We start from the raw sequence: 18,671 nt of genomic DNA on the forward strand, positions 1-18,671 counted from the left end.
CCGACGATGATCCGCGGCGTCTATCAGGCCAGAGGCGCCGCCAGCCGTCCGCCGTCCTGGACGTCGGTGGCGGCCACGAACTGGCCGGTCGCACAGCGGTCCCGCTGGACATGGTGAGCGACTTCCGGCATCGCTGGCCCAGATGCTCGGACAACCCGTTCGGCGGCGCAGGACTGCGACCTCGTGCCGTAGTGCGAGGACTTTCCTGTTCTTGGAGGCTGCTGCTCCGGCTGGGAAGCCTGGACAAACCCGCAACTCAGAAGCGGAACATCTCGCTGAATCGGCCGAGTAGCGCGGGATCGCCTTCCGTGCGCACGCTGCCGTCGCGGAGTACTTCGCCGGGGGTCTTGCTGCCGCTCATCAGTTCGCGGATGGGGTAACCGGTCAGGCGTTCGATGATGAGGCCGGGGGAGGGGTGCGGGCCGATGCCGACCGCGAGCTCTCCATCGGTGATCTGCAGGCGGAGCGTGAAGTCGCCCATGCGGACCTCGTAGCCGACAGTGACTCCGCGCGCTGCTTCCGGCCGGTAAGTAGTGCGGAAGGACATGGCGATCGACTCGGCGGTGACGATCTCGCCGGGGCGGGGCTCGGTGAGTGTCCGCGCGCCCCAGCGGCCCAGTGCGATCAGTGCGGGTTCGAGGTCGCGTCCGTAGTCGGTGAGCTCGTAGACCACGGCGCGGTCGGGGTGCGGCAGCGCGCGACGGGTGGCCAGTCCTGCCTCCTCCAGCTGCTTGAGGCGGGCAGAAAGGATGTTGGTCGGGATCGTGGGCAACCCCTTGTGCAGGTCCGTGAAACGCTGGGCCCCGGTGAGCAGGTTGCGGATGATCAGCATGGTCCAGCGTTCGCCGACCATCTCCATCGCGCGGGCCAGGCCGCAGAACTGTCCGTACTCCCGAGACGCCATGATGCAGATCATAACTCGTGCTGCAGTTGACAAAGCTCACTTGCAAAAGACAAGCTTGCTGATCACGGAGTCGCGAAGCAGGTTCATGCAGGCCACCGGCCCGGCGCTACTGACCTACCGGCCGGCCTGAACCACCCGAACGCGTAAGAGATCATCACGGGGTCCCATCTCCGCCGCAGAATGGAGAACAGCATGTCGTTCCAGGCCTACCTCGACAACATCGAGGACAAGACCGGACTGACGCCACGGGAGTTCATCACTCTGGCGAAGGAACGCGGCTTCGATGCCCCGTCCGTGAAAGCCGGCGTGATCGTTGACTGGCTGAAACAGGACTTTGAGCTCGGACGTGGACACGCGATGGCGTTGGTGCACGTCATCAAGAAGGGGCCGAAGATCGACGCCAGACACGTCGGCAGCTCGGGCTCCCACCGCGACGAGTCCGACACGCTCTGGCTGGACGGCAAGAACAACCGGCCCTGACGAGCTGAGCGAGCCGGGCACATCTCGTTCGCGGCCCGAGGGCCCCGCGAGGGGTGCGCGGGCCAGACCCGGAGTCGATGATGAGCCTGGAGAGCCTGGGGCTGAGCGCCGAGCGGGAGCGTCTCTACCGTTCACGGAGCTGACACTCGCCTGGGACGTGCTCACCGGGCTGACAGAGGAGCACCGCGGCGGCAGGCCGGTCCAGATGGTTGAGCACATTCCCGAGGGGGCGGCCGTCACCCGCCGCATCCGTACGATGCCGGCCGCCGACCCCGGAGAGTTCGCACACCTGAAGATCCGCGCCCGTCACGACTCGTCCGATTACGACGGCTCTGCCCGGTTGGGAGAGGCAGGGATCGCAGCTCCGGGTGCGGGAACCTGCAGCTCACCTCACAACCGGCCACGCGCCTCCACCGGCACTGCCGACTGAAGAACTGACGACGTGCTTGGCGTCGATCTTCGGCCTGCCCGTGATGACTCATGCCAACCCTCAACGGATTCCCGCCCGAACTGCGAGATCGCGGGCCAGATGGGCACGACGCAAGCCATGCGAACGCAAGTAGCGGAGATCCGCAGCGGTGTCGTACATGAGCTGGACGTGGAAGTAATTCACCTGCTCCAGCACCGCGAACAGCCCGAACGCCAGGCCTGGCCAGCTTCCTACCCCTGGATCGACCACCACCGCCCAGACGATGAACAGCAGTCCAGCCACCAGCACGGCGACGTTACCCCTGCGAGCGAACACGAAGGCACCGGCTCCTGGGAGAGACCTGCTTCGCGTGGCGATCTGGCGCAGCTTGGCTGCCCAGTACCCCGCTCCCTCCAGCAGCAGCATCGCGAACAACGCGAAGCCCACGCTGTTTCCCGCGGTCACAGGAAAGCCCACCTTGCCGAACCAGATCACCGCCTGCAGCGGGATGTTGAGCAACTCCAGCCACATCAGGGACCGTAACCGTCGCTGAGCCCAGGCGCGAGAACGAAGATTCATCGTGACGACTATGGCAGCCCAGCCCGCTGCTGGAGAAACCGGCGCATGCGCGGAAGTGTGTGAAGATGCGCGCGTGGAACCGACGACCACCAGCGGCACGGTCTTACGCTGGGCAGCCATGTTCCCGTCCGGCGTACTCCTCCTCGTAGGGGTCGGATGGCTCATGCCCGGAGAGGACGATCGATTCGCCGGCTCGGCTTCCCGTATGGGCGCACGCTGGGGAAGGACGAGGTGCGGGTGACGCGGCCCCTGTGGGGCTCTTGGTACACGCTGTGGAGCGATCCGCACCAGTCGTCGCCCCGAACGGCGGCCATGACCGGCCAGCGCCCGGCCGCGTCGGCGGGGCGAACCATCGCGATCCGGAGTAGCTCGACCGGCCGCCGCTGTAGAGATGCCCGCCGCGAGAGGACTCTGACCCCGGTGGCCGTCGTCGAACACGGCGTTCACCTCGGCGAGGAGCGTGCGGCCCTTCGTGGCGTCTCGCAGGTGCTTAACATGCACCAGTCCGACCGTGCGGTCGGACAGCCGCCTGGCGAGTGCGCCAACCATGCGGTGCGGCATCGCGACATGCTCTTCGGTCTCGACGATACGGCGACGGTGCCGGCCGGTCAGCCCATCGAGATGAGAATGGGCGCGACGTACCGCCCGCGATCACCCGGGTGCCCGTGGGCGCCGTGAACCATCGTCGGCAGGGCCGCGGGCCCCTCGGCGGGCCCCAGCCCGGTGAGCCAGGAGCGCAGGCCCGGGTAGGCGTCCAGCAGGTCGATCCGCACGTCGCGGTCGGCGCCGTGGGCGGCGGCCAGGATGAGCTCGCGGGCGGACTCCTCCGAGGGCGCGACGACGGGGCCGATGACCCGGTGCGGGCCGGCGTTCCAGGCCACGGCGAAGCCGCCGTCGGTGACGACCGTGCGCTCGGCGGTGGCCAGCAGGGCGGTCAGCGCCGTGCTCCGGTCGGCGCCGGTGACCTCGGCGTCCAGGTCGAGCAGCGCGGCGTGGTCGTCCGCCGTCGCCACGCGGACCGCGGACGATCCCGCCGCCCCCTTCATCGGGCCCATGTTGATCGTCAGGCTGCCCGTGGGACGGAAGCCCAGCCGCTCGTAGACGGGCCGCCCGAACCGGGTCGCGGTCAGCTCCACGACGCGGTCCCCTGCGGCATCCAGAGCGTGCTTCATCAGCCGCGTGCCGAGCCCCTGTCTGCCGTACCTGAGGGCGACCAGCATCATGCCGACATCGGCCAGCGAGTCGCCGTAGCGGGTCACCACGACGCACCCGGCCAGGCCGTCGCCGTCGGCGGCGTCGATGGCGTAGACCTCGCCCGCCTCGAACATCAGCCGCCATTTGGCCTCGTCGGTGGACCACTCGCGATCGTTTTCGAGCTGCTGGCACAGGGGCAGTTCGTCGAGCCCGAGACGTCGAATATCACTCACAAACGGGAACCTACTCCCTCGAACCCTCCACAACCGGCATGAGATCGCTGCCTTCGCGGGTTTCACCCGCGACGGCCAGGAACTGATGGTCACGTCCAGGTCGGGCCCGCGGCGTCGGTGGGGGCATGCGAACGGCCGGCACTCGGCGGACCGATCGACGGCCCGCGCGACCGCCCCTCAGGGAGCGGCCGAGGTCTCGACGAGGAGCTGTTGTTCGAGAACCGCGTCGAGTTGCAGCTCACGGTAGCCGGCCGTGTCGAACAGAACCGTCAGCCGGTCCTCGCCGCGCTGGATGACCTCGCCCGGCCCCCAGGTGCGGTGATCGACCCGGGTGTGCAGGGGGAACGGCCCGGCTTCCTCCGGTTGCCGGTCGGCGGTGCCCGCCAGGCAGTTGTCGCAGTTCTCGCACGGCTCGGCGAGTTGCTCACCGAAGTAGCCGAGCAGGAAACGCCGCCGGCAGTCGCCGGTCTCGGCGTAGCGGCGCGTCATCTCCAGCCGCGTACGTTCGACGTCACGACGCCGCTCGGCCAGCCGCCGGGCGAGGTCCGCGGCGGTCTCCGGGCCGGGAGCGCCGGGCACGGAGTCGATGCGGAGCCTGCCCAGCCGTACCGCACCGGTTCTCTCCAGCAGGTCGAGCAGCAGCGTCAGGCGGCGCGGCGACAGCCCGGTACGCGCGCACAGCGTCTTACGGTCGATCCCGGAGCCCGCCCCGGCGATCGCCTGCGCCACTGCGGTCAAGGTCGCCAGGTCCGGTACGGCGGCGGTGAAGTAACGCTGCAGCCCCAGGTCCTCGGGACGGTAGAACAGCACCGCCCTGGCAGGCTCGCCGTCGCGGCCGGCCCTGCCGATCTCCTGGTAGTAGGCGTCCGGCGACCCGGGCACCTCGGCGTGGAAGACGAACCGTACGTCCGGCTTGTCGATGCCCATGCCGAACGCGCTGGTGGCGACCACCACGTCCAGGTCGCCGGCCATGAAGCGGCCGTGCACGTCGTCGCGTTCGGACCGGCGCAGCCCGGCGTGGTAGGCCGCCGCGCGCACCCCCGCGTCGTTGAGCAGCTCGCTCAGGCGGCCGGTCTGCCTGCGTACCGCCGTGTACACGATGCCCGGTCCCGTCTCCTCCCGCACCGCCGCGACGATCTCGGGGGCCGGGTCGTCCAGCATCCGGCGTACGGCCAGCGAGATGTTGGGCCGGTCGAAACCCTGGACGATCTCCACGGGGTCACGCAGGCCCAGCCGTTCGGCGATCTCCACCCGCACCGGGGGAGCCGCGGTGGCGGTCAGGGCCGCGATCGGCGGACGGCCCAGCGCCTCGGCCAGCGGCCCGAGCCGCAGGTAGTCGGGGCGGAAGTCATGCCCCCACGAGGAGATCAGGTGGGCCTCGTCCACCACCAGGAGGGAAGGCGCGGCGGCGGCCAGGTCACGCATGACGTCAGGCCGGGCCAGCTGCTCCGGCGCGCAGAACAGGAATTCCGTCTCTCCGGCCCGCAGCGACTCGAAGGTCGTCCTGCGCTCGCCGGCCGATGTGCGGGCGTCCAGGCTCACCGCCTCCTCGTCGCGCTCGCGCAACGCCTCGACCTGGTCGCGCTGCAGGGCGATCAGGGGCGAGACCACCACGGTGGGGCCGGGCAGGAGCAGCGCGGGCACCTGGTAGATCGCGGACTTGCCGCCGCCGGTCGGCATCACCACCAGGACGTCCCTGCCCTGCGCCAGAGCGGTCATCGCGGCCAGCTGACCGGGCCGCAGGCCGGTCAGGCCCAGAGCCTGCCGGGCCACCCGCCGGCACTGCGTATCCGCATCCTTCATCGGCCCTCCCACCGCGCCCGCACTGTCTGGATGCCGTTCCTGCCCAGGCAGGCGGCCGGCATGTCACCCCGCTCGCGGGCCGCTCCGTCCGCACGTCCACCTGCACGTCCACCTGCACGGACGAGGCCTGCGACGGGGCCGGGCCGGTGGCGGCCGGCGCGGAGAGATGACACGAGCATGCTCGCCCGGTTCCGGGTGAGCCCCGGACATGAAGATCAGCCCGTTCGTGGTGTTCCTGGACGCTCAGGGGCCGTGCCCCAGGGCATCAGCTCGGCTGCCACCAGTCTGCTCCAGGGACGTACCAGAAGGCGCAGCTCCTGACAGCGATCGTCGCCGAGTGCGGCGTAGGGCGCCCTGGCCATCCGGTCGGTCGCCTCCTCGATCGCCTCACGTTCCCCGCGGCCCTGCTCGGTCAGTGAGCCGTCACGGAGCCAGCCGCGCTTTTCGAGCCTGTCCACAGCGGCCGCCCAGTCGGTCTCGCTCCAGCCGCGGGTGACCCGGAGTGTCTCGGCCGGGACGGCGCCGGTGGCGGCGTGCGTGACGAGGGCTTCGATCCCGCTGAGCCCGGCGGTCAGCAGGGCGGCCAGATGGCCGTCACCGCGAAACTCGCGCAGCAAGGTCGCGGCATGCCAGAGCATCAGGTGCGGAGCGGCAGGCCAGGGCAGCGCGGTGTGCGCGGCGTACAGGGGCCGGCCGCTCAGCTCGTCGGAGACCGCTCGGGCCGCCTCCCGGGCCAGCGCGGCGGCATGGGTCATCTCCGGCGAGTCGACGGCGCCGCCGAGCACGCGGCGCAAGGTCGCGTCGACCGCGTTGAGCCGGGCGTCGAGGATGTCGGCGGGAGACGCGAGGTGCCATGCGGCCGGTATCGCCCGACGTACGAGCTGCGGGTTGAAGTTGTAGAAGGTGGCGGTCACCGCCTCCGCGGTGACCGGGCCGAGTGCGGCCGCCCGGGATGCGAAGTACCCCATCCGCCCGGTCAGCCCGAGCTGTTCGTACGCGGCAGTCGCCTCGGGGGAGAAGTAGATCATGCCGTGCAAGGGCTCCAGCGTCCGCCAGGTGGGGCGTTCCAACGTCATGCCGGCGAAGATACCGACCGGTAGGTATCTAGTCCACCCGTCTCTTTGTTCGGCGTCGAAGGTGACGCCGTTGGCCTGCCCGTGGGCCGCCGCCCAGAGGCAGGCGCGGATGGAGTGGTTGTGCAGGCGGCGGGCCGTCAGATGGCCAGGCGGAAGCGCTCGCCGAGGCCGGCGAGCCGTTCGACGGGTTCGTTGGCGAAGACGAGCCGCAGGTAGTGCCCGCCGCTGGGCCCCCAGCCGTCCATGGGAGTGGCTGCGACCTTCGCCCGGTCGAACAGGCGCTGCGACAGCTCGGCGGCCGTCATTCGCAGGGGTCCGGTGTCGATGAGGAGTGACCAGCCGCCGTGCGGCCGGATGACCGGGTAGGCGGCGAGCTGGTCCAGGACCGTCTCGCAGCGCCGCTGCCACGTGGCGGTGGCGGCGGCGACGTCGGCGTCGGCATCGGGTGCGTCCAGCGCGGCGGCCACGGCTCGCTGGGCCAGCCCGACCTGGCAGACGACATTGGTCATGCCGACGAGGCGGATGTCGGCCATGATGGGGGCGGGGCCGGCGACCCAGCCGACGCGCCAGCCGATCAGCCGTAGTTCCTTGGAGGCCGAGCCGACGGTGATGGTGCGCCGTGCCAGACCCTCATGGGCCGCGGGGTGGCTGGGCGGGCGGCCGTCGAAGCGGATGCGTTCCATGGCCGCGTCGTAGATCAGCCAGGCGTCGTGGCGCTCGCAGGCGTCGGCGAGGGCAGACCAGTGGCGCTCGTCCAGGACGAGGCCGGTCGGCATGGCCGGCCCCATCATCAGGACCGCCGCCGTACGGGGCCCGACGGCGCCGGCGAGTCGTTGGGGGTCGACGGTCCAGCCGCCCGCGGTGGGCTGTGCGGGGACGAAGCGGGGGACGCCGCCTGCCAGCCGCACCCGGTTGACCAGGCCCGCGTAGATGGGGTCGCACAACACGACCTCCTGCCCGCCCTCCACGGTGGCCAGCAGCGTGTTGAGGATGCCGTTCAGCCCGCCGGCCACGCTGACGCATTCGGTGGCCGGATCGTAGTGGCGGCCGCTGATGCGCCCGACGTGCCCGGCGGCGGCCTCGCGCAGGGAGCGATGGCCTTGGAACGGCAGATAGCTGTTGGCCGCGTCATCGTCGACGGCGGCATGCGTGGCGGCCAGGGCGACGGCGGGCGGACGCAGGTCGGTGTCGAGGTTCTCCAGTCGCAGGAACTCCGGGTCGCCCATCGCGTCAGCCGCGTCACCGATGGCGTCCACGCCGATGCCCGGGATGTCCCGCAGCCGCGTCACCGTCATGTCTCCTCCGAACCGTTTTGCTGGTACACGTATACCACTATGCTGATATGCATGGATCTGACGCAAGTGGTGGGGCAGAACGTGCACCGGCTCCGAGCGGCGGCCGGGATCTCGCTGGCCGACCTGGCGTCCGCCAGCGGCATCAGCAAGACCACGCTGCACGGCATCGAGCAGGGCCAGGGCAACCCCACCCTGAGCACCCTGTGGGCCCTGGCCACCGCGCTGAAGGCGTCCCTCGGCGAGCTGCTCGAAACGCCCGCCTCGGCCGTCGAGGTGGTGCGCGCCGACGACCGGCGACCGCAGGTCGACGGCGACGCGGTCAGCGCGCGGCTCCTGCACCGCATCAGGGTGCGCGGCACCGTGGAGGTCTACGACATCGCCATCGGCCAGAACACCCAGCACTCCGACGCCCACCTGCCCGGCGTCGAGGAGTGCCTCGTGCTCACCGGCGGACGCGTCACCACCGGCCCCGCCGACTCCCTCACCGACCTGGCAGAAGGCGACTCCATCCGCTTCGACGCCGCCCGCCCGCACCAGTACCGGGGCCACGCCGCCCACAACCGCGCCGTCCTCCTCATGGTGCATCCCGACAACTGAGGAGAGCGTCGGCAGAACGAGGGGCCGCCGCCGGCAGCCCTCCGGACGGCTCCAGCCGGATTCGATATCGGGTTATGTGCCGTCCGGCACAATAGGACCCGATGACCGTCATGTCCGCCGTCCGGGCGCTTTCCCTCGCCGTGCTGTGCCTCGCCGGTTGCGGCGTGGACGCGCGGGCCACCGTACAAGACCGGCCGCCCGCGCCCCCCACGGCAGTGCAGCGGCCGACGCCGCGCCCCACGCCCGCGGCTTGTCCCCGCTCGGGCACGTCGCTGACCGCCGAGCAGCCGAACGCCGCCATGGGGCTCCGCGTTCAGACCATCATCCTCACCAACTGCGGTGACGAGGTCCGCAGCGTCCACGGCTACCCGCGCGTCCGCCTCCTGGACGAGGCCGGTGAGCGGCTCGACCTGGAGATCGACAAGGGTGCGCAACGGATCACGACCGCGGTCGAGGACCCCGGCCCGGTGACCGTGTCCCTCCGCCCGGGCCGCTCCGCCCGCTTCGCCCTGGTGTGGCGCAACACGTACGGCGACACCGAGGAGGCTCCCCTGCTCGGCACCACCCTCGTGGTCGGCGGCCACCGTGTCCGAGGCCACTTCGACCTCGGCTCGACCGGCCGCCTGGGCGTCACCGCTTGGGAGCCGGCCGCCGCCGGCGAGTAACGGCGGGCCGTGCTCGTCGGAATCAGCGGTGCGACAGGGACGGCAGCAGGTGGTCGACCGCCTGCTGTTCGGCCGCCGACAGTGGCCGGAACGGCGTCAGCCGTACCTCGCCCCCGGTGCAGGACCAGGTGCCGCGGGCGAAGCCGTCGACGAGCACCGTCGGCAGGACCCTGGCCTGGCCGGGCGCGACCTGCCTGCGGTTGGGGTCGGCGATGATGAGGCCGCGGCCGGCGTGGTCCAGGAGGGCGTGACGAAGACGTTCGGCGCCGTACGCGCGCTGAACGGCGTGATCCTGCGGATCGAGCCCGGCCAGGTCCACGGGGTGCTCGGGCCCGACGGCGCGGGGAAGACGACGCTGATGCGGATCCTGCTGGGCCTGATCCGCAGCCGCACGGGATCCGTCAAGGTCCTCGGCGGGCCGCCCGGAGACGGCCGGGCGTCGCGGCGGATCGGCGCGCTGATCGAGACGCCGGCGTTCGTGCCGCACCTGTCCGGGCGCGCCGACCTGCGGATGCTCGCCCGGCGCGCGGCCTGCCCGTCGCGGAGGCCGGGCGGGCGCGCGGCGGCGCGCTGATGGACTGAGCCGTGCCCGCGCCCTCTCCGGCGACTGCCGCGCTGGACGGATTTCCCGCTCCGACAGGACGCCCTCACCATATGTCCAGCCGCATGCTGATATTTCGGAAATGTAGGGACCATAGAGGGCGTGAATCTCAACGGTCGTACCTTCGTGATGGTCAGCTCCACGGCGAGCGCGGTGAACCCCGACAGCCCCACCCGTTTCCACTACTGGGAGGCCGACGAGGTCGTGTGGGGCGAGTACACCGGCGACACGGTGACCCACGGACGCTTCGTCGGCACCCGCGACGGTGACAAGGTCTCGATCGCCTACGCGCACGCGCTGGTGGCCGGCGGCAAGGCGGGCGGGCAGAGCAGCAGCCGCATCGAGACGGGCGACGACGGGCTGCTGCGCCTGGTGGAGGAGTTCAGCTTCGACGGGGACGACACGCCGCACGTCAGCGTGTGCACCGAGGTCGCATAGGCAAGGCTCAGTCGTCCTTGCGCAGGGCGGCCCGGCCCTCGGCGGCGCCGACGAAGCGCATCTTGCCGAGCGGCACGTCGCCCTGCGCCTCCTGGACGGGCCGCCGCTGCTGGCGGGACCGGTCGCGGGCGGCGTCACGGTCGCTGGGCAGCACGTACGGCCGCCTGAGCACCTCGTCCAGGATGAACACGGTCTCGGTCGCCTTGACGGCCGGGATGTTGGCCAGCCGGTCGGTCACCATGGAGTGCACGGCGGCCACGTCGGAGACCCGCACCTGGATCATCGCGTCGTGCTGCCCGGTGGTGATCGCGCAGTACTCCACCTCCGGCATCCTGGCCAGCTCGGCCCTGAACTGCTTCCACATCTGCTGGCGCACGGTCACGAAGATCAGTGCCGTGATGCCGAGACCCGCCCTTAGGTGGTCGATCTCCGCCGTGAAGCGTTTGATCGCGCCGTCGGCGCGCAGCGCCTCGAAGCGGGTGTAGGCGTTCGCCCGGGAGATGCCCACCCGTTCGGCCAGCGCGGCGACGGAGATCCTGCCGTTCTCGCGCAGGACCTCAAGGATCTTCAGGTGGATGTCGTCCAGTTCGAGACCGATGCCGATCCGTCCAGGCTGACCGCCACCGCTGACACCATTTCTGGAAATTTCACTCATCATTACCTCATCCACCTTTATATACGTCCAGCCGACCGCACAGTCCCTGGACGATCTGCCGCACAATCCTCGACATCCTTCTGCTGAACGTCCAATCTTGGAGGACTCTCATGGCGACCCGCTCGCAGACGGCGGCCGTGCTGCTCGCCGGTGCACTCGCCCTGGCCGCCTGCGGCAGCGGCGGCGGCACCTCACAGACCCCCGCGGCCTCCGGTGGCGGCGGGAAGACCCTCGTCATCGACACGTCCTTCGACCTCAAGACCGCCGACCCCGGCCGCACGTACGAGCCGACCGGCCTCATCGTCGGCAAGGCGGTGTACGAGACGCTGCTCACGTTCGACGGGGCCGACGTGACCAAGCCCGTGCCGGCGCTGGCCGAGTCGTACGAGCTGTCGGAGGACGGCAAGACGCTGACCCTCAAGCTCAAGCAGGGCGCGACGTTCGCCGACGGCACGCCGCTGACGGCCGACGACGTGGTGTTCTCGCTGACCCGCGTGCGCGACATGAAGGGCACGCCGTCGTTCCTGCTGGACGGCGTCGAGGTGGCCAAGACCGACGACACGACGATCACGCTGACGTCGAAGACGGCCAACCCGGCGCTGCCGTTCATCCTGCCGAACCCGGCGCTGGGCATCCTCAACAGCAAGGTCGCCAAGCAGAACGGCGCGACCGCCGACGCCCAGGACAAGGCCGAGCAGTACCTGAACGCCAACTCCGCCGGCTCGGGGCCGTACACCATCGAGTCGTTCAACGTGAGCAGCCAGGTCACGCTCAAGGCGAACCCGAAGTACTACGGCACCAAGCCCGCCTACGACAAGGTCGTCATCCGCAACGTCGAGGCCGCCACCCAGAAGCTGAACGTCTCGCGCGGCGACAGCCAGGTGGCGCTGAACCTGTCGGGCGACCAGGTGACCGGCATGCCCGCCACCATGCAGGTCAAGAAGACCGCCTCGGCGAACGTCATCTTCCTGCTGGCCAACCAGGACTCCGCGATCAGCAAGACCACGCCGAACGCCAAGTTCGTCGAGGCCGTGCGCAAGGGCGTGGACTACGCGGGGCTGCTGGAGCTGGCCGGCGAGGGCTCGACCCAGGCGCCGGGCGTGATCCCGTCCCAGATCCTCGGCGCGCTGCCCGCCGACCAGGGGGCCAAGCGGGACGTCGAGGGAGCCAAGGCGGCGCTGGCCGCCAGCGGCCTGTCCAACCCGACCGTGAAGCTGGAGTACCCGAGCGAGCTGACCGTGAACGGCCTGTCGTTCCAGCCGCTCGCCGAGCGCATCCAGGCCAACCTCAAGGAGGTCGGCATCACGGTGGACCTGCAGCCCGCGCCCGTCACGACGGCGCTGGACAACTACCGCAACGGCAAGGAGGAGATGGGCCTGTGGTACTGGGGCCCCGACTACCCGGACCCGAGCGACTACCTCGCCTTCCTGCCCGGTAAGACCGTCGGCCTGCGGGCCGGCTGGAAGGAGGGCGCGGCCAAGGAGATCGAGGAGGCGGGCGCCAAGGCCGCCGAGACGATCGGCGACGACGCGCGCAAGACCGCCTACGCCGACGTCCAGACCAAGCTCAACGCCTCCGGCCCGTTCATCCCGCTGATCCAGCCGAGCCAGAACATCGTGACGGCCGCCTCCGTCACCGGCCTGGAGTACCACCCGGTCTGGACCGTGGACGTCGCCGACCTCGGCGCGAAGTAGGGGCGGTCCCAGGTGCCTCCGCTCGCGCGGTTCCTCATTCGCCGCGTCCTGCTGGCCGTCCTGATGGCCTGGGGCATCACGCTGGTGACGTTCGTCCTGACGAACCTCGTCCCCGGCGACCCCGTCGCCGCCAACCTCGGCCAGCGGGCACTGGGCGACCCGGCCATCGTCGCCCAGTGGCGGGCCGAGCACGGCCTGGACAAGCCGCTCTGGCAGCAGTACCTGATCCACCTCCAGGGGCTGGTCCAGGGCGACCTGGGCATGAGCCAGCAGAGCCACCGCCCGGTCAGCCAGGACCTGGCCGAGTTCGTGCCGGCGACTCTGGAGCTGGCGGGCGCGGCGATCCTGGTCTCGCTGGTGCTGGGCGTGGCGTTCGGCGTCGTGGCCGCGCTGCGCCGCGACCGGCTCTCCGACCACGCGCTGCGGGTGCTGAGCCTGATCGGCATCTCGGTGCCGACGTTCTGGCTGGCGCTGGTCGCGTTCTACGTGTTCTTCTACCGCCTGCAGATCACCCCCGGCAGCGGCCGGGTGGACGCCGCTCTCGGCGGCGCGCCCGCCGTCACCGGGCTGCAGACGGTGGACGCCGTGCTGGCCGGCCGCTGGGACATCTTCTCCTCGGCCGTCGGCCACCTCATCACGCCCGCGCTGGTGCTGGCCCTCTACACGATCGGCCTGCTGACGCGCTTCACCCGCTCGGCGGTGCTGGAGGTGCTCGGGCAGGACTACGTGCGCGCCGCCCGCGCCAAGGGCCTGCCCGGCAGGACCGTCCTGTTCCGGTACGTGCTGCGCTCGGCGCTGGTGCCCATCATCACCGTGGCGGGCCTGGCGTTCGGCAGCCTGCTGTCCGGCACCGTCCTGGTCGAGGCGATCTTCGCCTGGCCCGGCATCGGCCAGTACGCCTACAAGAGCGCCACCACCCTCGACCTGCCCGCCGTCATGGGCGTCGGCCTGGTGGTGGGCATCGTCTACCTCGTCATCAACCTGGTCGTGGACGTCCTGTACGGCGTCATCGACCCCCGAGTGAGGCTGCAATGACCCGCGTGAGTCTCCTGAAGAGGCTCCCCGAGGCGTGGCGGCAGCCGCTGGCCGTCGCCGGCGCCGTGCTCGCGCTGCTGTGGCTGGTCGTGGCGCTGGCCGCGCCCTGGCTCGCGCCGCACGACCCGCTCGCCCAGGAGCTGCCCCGCCTCGCGCCGCCCGGCCCTGGACACTGGTTCGGCACCGACCAGCTCGGCCGCGACATCCTGAGCCGCGTCATGTACGGGGCGCGGGTGTCGATCCCGCTGACGTTGCTGCTGGTGGTCCTGTCGGTGCTGATCGGCGGCCTGCTCGGCGCGTGCGCCGGATACTTCGGCCGCTGGGTGGACGAGACGATCATGCGGGTGGCGGACCTGGTGTTCGCGTTCCCGACCGTGATCCTGGCCATGGTGGTGGCCGCCGCGCTCGGCGCCAGCCTGACCAACGCGGTGCTGGCCGTGCTGGTGGTGGCCTGGCCCGCCTACGCCCGCGTCACGCGCGGGCTGGTGCTGGGGGTGCGCGAGCGGGAGTTCGTGCTGAGCGGGCGGCTGCTGGGCTTCTCCGTGTGGCGTTCGCTGCGTGTGGACGTGCTGCCGAACATCACGGGCCCCGTGCTGGTGCTGGCCACGCTCGACATCGGCACCGCCCTGCTGCTGCTGTCCGGGCTGTCGTTCCTCGGCCTGGGCGCCAAGCCGCCGTCCCCCGAGTGGGGGGCGATGGTGGCCTCCGGCGTGGAGGTCTTCGACAGCTGGTGGGTGGCGACGTTCCCGGGGCTGGCCATCCTGACGGTCGTGCTGGCGTTCAACTTCCTGGGCGACACGCTGCGCGACGCCCTCGACCCCCGCACGGCCCGCGCGATCAAGGAGCGTGCCCTGTGACGCTGGACATCACCGGCCTGCACGTCTCCATCGGCGGCAAGGAGATCCTGCGCGGCGTGGACCTGCGGCTGGCGGCCGGCCGCGTGCACGGCCTGGCCGGCGAGAGCGGGTCGGGCAAGACGATGACCGGCCTGGCCGCGCTCGGGCTGCTGCCGCACGGCGCCCGCGTGACCGGCTCGATCCGGCTCGGCGAGCGCGAGCTGCTGACGCTGCCGCCCAAGGAGCTGAACCGGGTGCGCGGCGGCGAGATCGCCATGGTCTTCCAGGACCCGGCCACCAGCCTGCACCCCATGCTGACCATCGGCAAGCAGCTCACCGAGCACATGCGCCACCACCTCCGGCTGGGCAAGGCCGAGGCGACGGCGCGGGCCGTGCAACTGCTGGCCAAGGTCCGCATCCCCGGGCCGGAGGAGGCGTACGGGCGCTACCCGCATCAGTTCTCCGGCGGCATGCGGCAGCGGATCGCCATCGCCATCGCGCTGGCCTGCTCGCCGAAGGTGCTCATCGCCGACGAGCCCACGACGGCGCTGGACGTGACCGTGCAGGCCGGCGTGCTGCGGCTGCTGCGCGGCCTGTGCGACGAGCTGGGCCTGGCGGTGCTGCTGGTCACGCACGACCTGGGCGTCATGTCGGCGGTGGCCGACGAGGTGAGCGTGATGAAGGACGGCCTGGTGGTGGAGTCGGGGCCGCGCGGCCGGGTGCTGCGCGAGCCCGGGCATGCCTACACGCGCGCCCTGCTGGACTCCCTGCCCGATGCGGAGCTGCGATGAACGACCTGCTCACCATCGACGACCTGGTCGTCGAGCACCGCTCCCCAGGACGTCCCGTCGTGCGGGCCGTGGCCGGGGCCAGCCTCAGCGTGCGGCCAGGCGAGGTCGTCGGGCTCGTCGGCGAGTCCGGATGCGGCAAGTCGACGCTGGCCCGCGCGGTCTGCGGGCTGAACCCGATCACCGCCGGCTCCATCGACTTCGACGGGCAGCCGGTCACGCCGCTCGGGCTGCGCCGCCGCAGGCTCACCGGGATCCAGATGGTGTTCCAGGACCCGTACGCGTCGCTGAACCCGCGCCGGCGCGTCGGCGACCAGATCGCCGACGGCCTGCGCACCGCGGGCGACACCGCCGCGTCCCCCGCCGACCTGCTGGAACGCGTCGGGCTGCCGCGCGACTTCGCCGGACGGCACCCGCACGAGTTCTCCGGCGGGCAGCGGCAGCGCATCGCCATCGCGCGGGCGCTGGCGGCGCGGCCCCGGCTGCTGATCGGCGACGAGCCGATCTCCGCGCTGGACGCCTCAGCGCAGGCCCAGGTGGCGCGGCTGATGCGGGACCTCGCGGTCGAGTCGGGGGCCGGGCTGCTGTTCATCAGCCACGACCTGTCGGTGGTGCGGCTGATCGCGGACCGGATCGCGGTCATGTACCTCGGCAAGATCGTCGAAGTGGGCGACACGGCGGAGGTGTGGGCGAACCCCCGGCACCCGTACACCAGGGCGCTGCTGGCGGCCATCCCGCAGCCGGACGGGCTCGGGGTGCTGCCGGAGGAACTGCCCGGCGACGTGCCGGACCCGGCCAGCCCGCCGTCCGGCTGCCGGTTCAGCCCGCGCTGCCCGCTGGTGATGGACGTGTGCCGCGACAAGGAACCGGACTTCGGGCCGGTCGCCTGCTGGCTGCACGAGCCGCAGTGAACCCCCGGCCCCCCGCCACCCCCGACCCGGCGTTCGCGCCCGGGGCGGTGGCTGCGGCGCGGGTCGCGGGGGCGCGGGCGGCCATGGTGGAGGCCGGGATCGACGCGCTCGTGCTGCGGCCGTCGCCCGACTTCCGCTTCCTCGGCGGCGCGCAAGGGCCGTTCCTCGTCCTCACCCAGGACGGCCTGGCCGAGACCGCGGACCCGGCCGCGCTGGTGCCGCAGGAGGCGCGGCGGGTCGGGGTGGACCCCGAGATGCGGGTGCGCGAGCTGTTCGGGCTGGCGATCGAGGCCGAGCTGGTCCCCGCCACCCCCGTGCTCGCCCCGCTGCGCCTGCGCAAGGAACCGTACGAGGTCGAGGCACTGCGGCGCGCCGTCGCGGCGGCGGAAGGCGTGCTGGAACGGGTGCCGGAGCTGGCCTGGTTCGGGGAGAGCGAGCGGGCGATGGCCGCGCGGCTGCGCCCGCTGCTGCTGGAGTCCGGGTGCGAGGAGCTGCTGTCGCTGCGCGTCGCCGCCGGCGAGCACACCGCGCGGCCCGCGCACCTGCCCACGCGACGCGTGATCAACCCGGGGGACGCGCTGGGCGTGTCGGTGTGCGGCCGGTGGGACGGCTACTGCGCGGAGGCGGCCCGCGTCTTCGTGGTGGCCGAGCCGCCGGAGGACTTCGAGGCCATGTACTCGGTGGTGCTCGCCGCCCACCGGGCGGGCCTGGCGGCGCTGCGGCCCGGCGTCCCGGCCGGCGAGGTCGCCAGGGCGGTGGCCGAGGTGATCGACGGCAGCGGGTACGGGCGGTTCGCCGCGGCGCGCACCGGCCGGGGCGTCGGCCTCGGGCCGGACGAAGGGCCTCGGCCGGGCGAGGACACGCCGCTGGAGCCCGGGATGACGTTCTGCCTGGAGCCCGCCATCCACGTGCCGGACCTGTTCGGGGCCAGGGTGGCGGACGTCGTGCTGTGCGCGGAGGACGGCGCGCTGCCGCTCGGCACGGCCCCGCACACCCTGCACGTCCTCGACCGCTGAGCGCCACCTCGCCGGGCACACGGATGATCATGGTCTGCCGGGACGTGCGCGCCGTACCCCTCAGGGGTGAGTGCGCGGCTCCATCCAGGGGGTGATGCGTGTGGCGGCGGGCCGCTGTCAGAGTCGGGGGCAGGCGGTCGCCGGGCCGCCCCGATCCGGAAGGACTCCAGCAGTGTCATCGAGACACAGCAGGGTGGTGCGGGGTTCGGCGGTGATCGCGGGCCTCGCGCTCGCGAGCGGGCTCACCGCCACCGCTCCCGCCGTTGCGGCGGATCAGGCCAAGCTCACCGCGCCGCCCCTGACCGGCCAGTACGACGTCGGCACCACCGACCTCCACCTCATCGACCAGTCCCGCCCCGACCCGTGGAAACCGGAACGGCGCAGGGAAGTCATGGTCACCGTCACCTACCCGGCCGGCCGGTCCGCGGCAGGCCCGCGGGCGCCGTGGCTCACCCCCGGCATGAGCGCCGTCGTCGACCAGGCGCTGGCGGGCGACGACTACCTCGCTCTCCCGCCCGGCTCCATCGACTGGGCGTCGGCGAAGCGCAGGGCCGCGACCGGCGTCCCCGTGGCGCACGGCGCGCCGAAGCCGGTCGCGCTCTTCTCTCCCGGCTTCGGCTTCCCGCGCGAGATGTACACGGCGATCATCGACGACCTGGCGAGCCACGGCTACGTGGTCGCCTCGCTCTCGCACACCTACGAGAGCGCGGCGGTCGAGTTCCCCGGCGGGCGGCTCGAACTCGCGGTGTCCGAGGGTGAAGGCCCCGAGCTGGCGAAGGCGCTCGACGCCCGGGTCGCCGACACCCGGTTCGTCCTCGACCAGCTCACGAAGCTGACCAGGGGCGAGAACCCCGACGCGGGGAAGCGTCCGCTGCCCCGCGGGCTCGGCCGGTCGCTCGACCTGTCCAGGGTGGGCGCCTACGGGCACTCCTCCGGCGGGTTCACCGCGGGCGAGACGATGGTCCACGACCGCCGCGTCGACGCCGGGGTCAACCTGGACGGCGCGATGGCCACCGCGATCGGCTACCCGCCGGGCACCCCCTACGTCCCGGGCGAGGTCACGAAGCGCGGCCTGGACAGGCCGTTCCTCCTGATGGGCGCCGAAGGCGTGGACGCGAACGGGAACCTGCTCGAGCACACGCACCGCAACCCCGCGTTCGACCGGAGCTGGGCGGACTTCTGGGCCGTCCAGCGAGGCTGGAAGCGGGATCTGTTCCTGCGCGGCGGCAGCACCCACCTGGCCTACAGCGACCTGCAGATCATCGTGCCGCAACTCGGCGCGCGGGTGGCGCGGGACAAGCGTGAGGCGCTCATCGGCACCATCGATCCCCGTCGCTCGCTGGCCGCGCAACGGGACTACCTCGGCGCGTTCTTCGACCTGCACCTCCGCGGCCGGGACCGGCACCTGTTCGACGGCGAGTCCCCGCGGCACCCGGACATCGACTTCATCGACTAGCGGCTC

Annotated in this window: 20 protein-coding genes; 12 read left to right on the plus strand and 8 right to left on the minus strand. The window is 71.7% G+C overall.

Annotation, left to right across the window (positions count from 1 at the left end; translation table 11 throughout):
* Positions 1 to 256: 256 nt before the first annotated feature.
* Complete coding sequence (locus FXF51_RS00730) at positions 257 to 904, minus strand: winged helix-turn-helix transcriptional regulator (RefSeq protein ID WP_148432236.1); 648 nt, start codon at positions 902 to 904, stop codon at positions 257 to 259.
* Between the two features lie 192 nt (positions 905 to 1,096).
* Here FXF51_RS00730 and FXF51_RS00735 point away from each other — a divergent pair, with 192 nt between their 5' ends.
* The gene (locus FXF51_RS00735; protein ID WP_148432237.1) at positions 1,097 to 1,384 is read left to right on the plus strand and encodes a DUF4287 domain-containing protein; all 288 of its coding nucleotides are present in this window, start codon (positions 1,097 to 1,099) and stop codon (positions 1,382 to 1,384) included.
* A 490-nt stretch (positions 1,385 to 1,874) separates the two neighbouring features.
* Here the strand turns inward: FXF51_RS00735 and FXF51_RS00740 are convergent, their stop codons facing one another.
* The 5 genes from FXF51_RS00740 to FXF51_RS00760 all read right to left on the minus strand — a co-directional run bounded on the left by FXF51_RS00740 (position 1,875) and on the right by FXF51_RS00760 (position 7,973).
* Positions 1,875 to 2,471 carry a hypothetical protein gene (locus FXF51_RS00740; protein ID WP_262379226.1) on the minus strand — a complete coding sequence of 199 codons (597 nt, stop codon included), beginning with the start codon at positions 2,469 to 2,471 and terminating at the stop codon, positions 1,875 to 1,877.
* A 509-nt stretch (positions 2,472 to 2,980) separates the two neighbouring features.
* Positions 2,981 to 3,799 carry a GNAT family N-acetyltransferase gene (locus tag FXF51_RS00745; RefSeq protein ID WP_148432238.1) on the minus strand — a complete coding sequence of 273 codons (819 nt, stop codon included), beginning with the start codon at positions 3,797 to 3,799 and terminating at the stop codon, positions 2,981 to 2,983.
* 177 nt (positions 3,800 to 3,976) lie between these two features.
* A complete protein-coding gene (locus tag FXF51_RS00750; protein ID WP_148432239.1) occupies positions 3,977 to 5,602 on the minus strand; it encodes a RecQ family ATP-dependent DNA helicase in 1,626 nt (541 codons plus the stop codon).
* A gap of 215 nt (positions 5,603 to 5,817) precedes the next feature.
* Positions 5,818 to 6,678 (minus strand): SCO6745 family protein, encoded by an 861-nt coding sequence (locus FXF51_RS00755; protein WP_148432240.1) that lies wholly within the window; start codon positions 6,676 to 6,678, stop codon positions 5,818 to 5,820.
* Positions 6,679 to 6,815: 137 nt separating this feature from the next.
* Positions 6,816 to 7,973 carry a pyridoxal phosphate-dependent aminotransferase gene (locus tag FXF51_RS00760; protein WP_148432241.1) on the minus strand — a complete coding sequence of 386 codons (1,158 nt, stop codon included), beginning with the start codon at positions 7,971 to 7,973 and terminating at the stop codon, positions 6,816 to 6,818.
* A 51-nt stretch (positions 7,974 to 8,024) separates the two neighbouring features.
* Here FXF51_RS00760 and FXF51_RS00765 point away from each other — a divergent pair, with 51 nt between their 5' ends.
* Both FXF51_RS00765 and FXF51_RS00770 read left to right on the plus strand, forming a co-directional pair.
* The gene (locus FXF51_RS00765) at positions 8,025 to 8,570 is read left to right on the plus strand and encodes a helix-turn-helix domain-containing protein (protein WP_148432242.1); all 546 of its coding nucleotides are present in this window, start codon (positions 8,025 to 8,027) and stop codon (positions 8,568 to 8,570) included.
* 101 nt (positions 8,571 to 8,671) lie between these two features.
* The gene (locus FXF51_RS00770; RefSeq protein WP_148432243.1) at positions 8,672 to 9,235 is read left to right on the plus strand and encodes a DUF4232 domain-containing protein; all 564 of its coding nucleotides are present in this window, start codon (positions 8,672 to 8,674) and stop codon (positions 9,233 to 9,235) included.
* Positions 9,236 to 9,257: 22 nt separating this feature from the next.
* On the opposite strand, the gene FXF51_RS62345 is transcribed toward FXF51_RS00770, so the two are convergent.
* Complete coding sequence (locus FXF51_RS62345) at positions 9,258 to 9,392, minus strand: hypothetical protein (RefSeq protein ID WP_262379227.1); 135 nt, start codon at positions 9,390 to 9,392, stop codon at positions 9,258 to 9,260.
* Between the two features lie 90 nt (positions 9,393 to 9,482).
* On the opposite strand from FXF51_RS62345, the gene FXF51_RS60335 reads away from it, so the two are divergent.
* Together FXF51_RS60335 and FXF51_RS00780 are read left to right on the plus strand one after the other, a co-directional pair.
* Positions 9,483 to 9,809, plus strand: coding sequence for an ATP-binding cassette domain-containing protein (locus FXF51_RS60335; RefSeq protein WP_187414082.1), 327 nt, complete (start codon positions 9,483 to 9,485; stop codon positions 9,807 to 9,809).
* Between the two features lie 129 nt (positions 9,810 to 9,938).
* Complete coding sequence (locus FXF51_RS00780) at positions 9,939 to 10,274, plus strand: hypothetical protein (protein ID WP_262379228.1); 336 nt, start codon at positions 9,939 to 9,941, stop codon at positions 10,272 to 10,274.
* A 7-nt stretch (positions 10,275 to 10,281) separates the two neighbouring features.
* On the opposite strand, the gene FXF51_RS00785 is transcribed toward FXF51_RS00780, so the two are convergent.
* Positions 10,282 to 10,932 (minus strand): Lrp/AsnC family transcriptional regulator, encoded by a 651-nt coding sequence (locus FXF51_RS00785; RefSeq protein WP_262379229.1) that lies wholly within the window; start codon positions 10,930 to 10,932, stop codon positions 10,282 to 10,284.
* 107 nt (positions 10,933 to 11,039) lie between these two features.
* Here FXF51_RS00785 and FXF51_RS00790 point away from each other — a divergent pair, with 107 nt between their 5' ends.
* From FXF51_RS00790 to FXF51_RS00820, 7 genes are all read left to right on the plus strand, one after another.
* Positions 11,040 to 12,623 (plus strand): ABC transporter substrate-binding protein, encoded by a 1,584-nt coding sequence (locus FXF51_RS00790; RefSeq protein WP_148432245.1) that lies wholly within the window; start codon positions 11,040 to 11,042, stop codon positions 12,621 to 12,623.
* Positions 12,624 to 12,635: 12 nt separating this feature from the next.
* Positions 12,636 to 13,658, plus strand: coding sequence for an ABC transporter permease (locus FXF51_RS00795; protein WP_148432246.1), 1,023 nt, complete (start codon positions 12,636 to 12,638; stop codon positions 13,656 to 13,658).
* Positions 13,655 to 14,515, plus strand: a complete 861-nt coding sequence (locus FXF51_RS00800) for an ABC transporter permease (RefSeq protein WP_148432247.1) — start codon at positions 13,655 to 13,657, stop codon at positions 14,513 to 14,515. The genes FXF51_RS00795 and FXF51_RS00800 overlap by 4 nt, the downstream gene beginning before the upstream one ends.
* Positions 14,512 to 15,285 carry an ABC transporter ATP-binding protein gene (locus tag FXF51_RS00805; RefSeq protein ID WP_148432248.1) on the plus strand — a complete coding sequence of 258 codons (774 nt, stop codon included), beginning with the start codon at positions 14,512 to 14,514 and terminating at the stop codon, positions 15,283 to 15,285. The genes FXF51_RS00800 and FXF51_RS00805 overlap by 4 nt, the downstream gene beginning before the upstream one ends.
* Positions 15,282 to 16,193, plus strand: coding sequence for an ABC transporter ATP-binding protein (locus FXF51_RS00810; RefSeq protein WP_148432249.1), 912 nt, complete (start codon positions 15,282 to 15,284; stop codon positions 16,191 to 16,193). Before FXF51_RS00805 ends, FXF51_RS00810 begins: the two co-directional genes overlap by 4 nt.
* Positions 16,190 to 17,209 carry a M24 family metallopeptidase gene (locus FXF51_RS00815; RefSeq protein WP_262379230.1) on the plus strand — a complete coding sequence of 340 codons (1,020 nt, stop codon included), beginning with the start codon at positions 16,190 to 16,192 and terminating at the stop codon, positions 17,207 to 17,209. Before FXF51_RS00810 ends, FXF51_RS00815 begins: the two co-directional genes overlap by 4 nt.
* 172 nt (positions 17,210 to 17,381) lie before the next feature.
* Positions 17,382 to 18,665, plus strand: a complete 1,284-nt coding sequence (locus tag FXF51_RS00820; RefSeq protein WP_148432250.1) for an alpha/beta hydrolase family protein — start codon at positions 17,382 to 17,384, stop codon at positions 18,663 to 18,665.
* Positions 18,666 to 18,671 lie beyond the last annotated feature (6 nt).

Source organism: Nonomuraea sp. PA05 (assembly GCF_008086045.1).
Taxonomy (GTDB): domain Bacteria; phylum Actinomycetota; class Actinomycetes; order Streptosporangiales; family Streptosporangiaceae; genus Nonomuraea; species Nonomuraea monospora.

What these genes read in the sequence shown, in the direction of transcription:
- FXF51_RS00810 (WP_148432249.1), top strand. Translation starts at nt 15,282, where the DNA reads ATGAACGACCTGCTCACCATCGACGACCTGGTCGTCGAGCACCGCTCC.
- FXF51_RS00755 (WP_148432240.1), bottom strand. Translation starts at nt 6,678, where the DNA reads ATGACGTTGGAACGCCCCACCTGGCGGACGCTGGAGCCCTTGCACGGC.
- FXF51_RS00800 (WP_148432247.1), top strand. Translation starts at nt 13,655, where the DNA reads ATGACCCGCGTGAGTCTCCTGAAGAGGCTCCCCGAGGCGTGGCGGCAG.
- FXF51_RS00760 (WP_148432241.1), bottom strand. Translation starts at nt 7,973, where the DNA reads ATGACGGTGACGCGGCTGCGGGACATCCCGGGCATCGGCGTGGACGCC.
- FXF51_RS00730 (WP_148432236.1), bottom strand. Translation starts at nt 904, where the DNA reads ATGGCGTCTCGGGAGTACGGACAGTTCTGCGGCCTGGCCCGCGCGATG.
- FXF51_RS00785 (WP_262379229.1), bottom strand. Translation starts at nt 10,932, where the DNA reads ATGATGAGTGAAATTTCCAGAAATGGTGTCAGCGGTGGCGGTCAGCCT.
- FXF51_RS00750 (WP_148432239.1), bottom strand. Translation starts at nt 5,602, where the DNA reads ATGAAGGATGCGGATACGCAGTGCCGGCGGGTGGCCCGGCAGGCTCTG.
- FXF51_RS00735 (WP_148432237.1), top strand. Translation starts at nt 1,097, where the DNA reads ATGTCGTTCCAGGCCTACCTCGACAACATCGAGGACAAGACCGGACTG.
- FXF51_RS00770 (WP_148432243.1), top strand. Translation starts at nt 8,672, where the DNA reads ATGACCGTCATGTCCGCCGTCCGGGCGCTTTCCCTCGCCGTGCTGTGC.
- FXF51_RS00765 (WP_148432242.1), top strand. Translation starts at nt 8,025, where the DNA reads ATGGATCTGACGCAAGTGGTGGGGCAGAACGTGCACCGGCTCCGAGCG.
- FXF51_RS00790 (WP_148432245.1), top strand. Translation starts at nt 11,040, where the DNA reads ATGGCGACCCGCTCGCAGACGGCGGCCGTGCTGCTCGCCGGTGCACTC.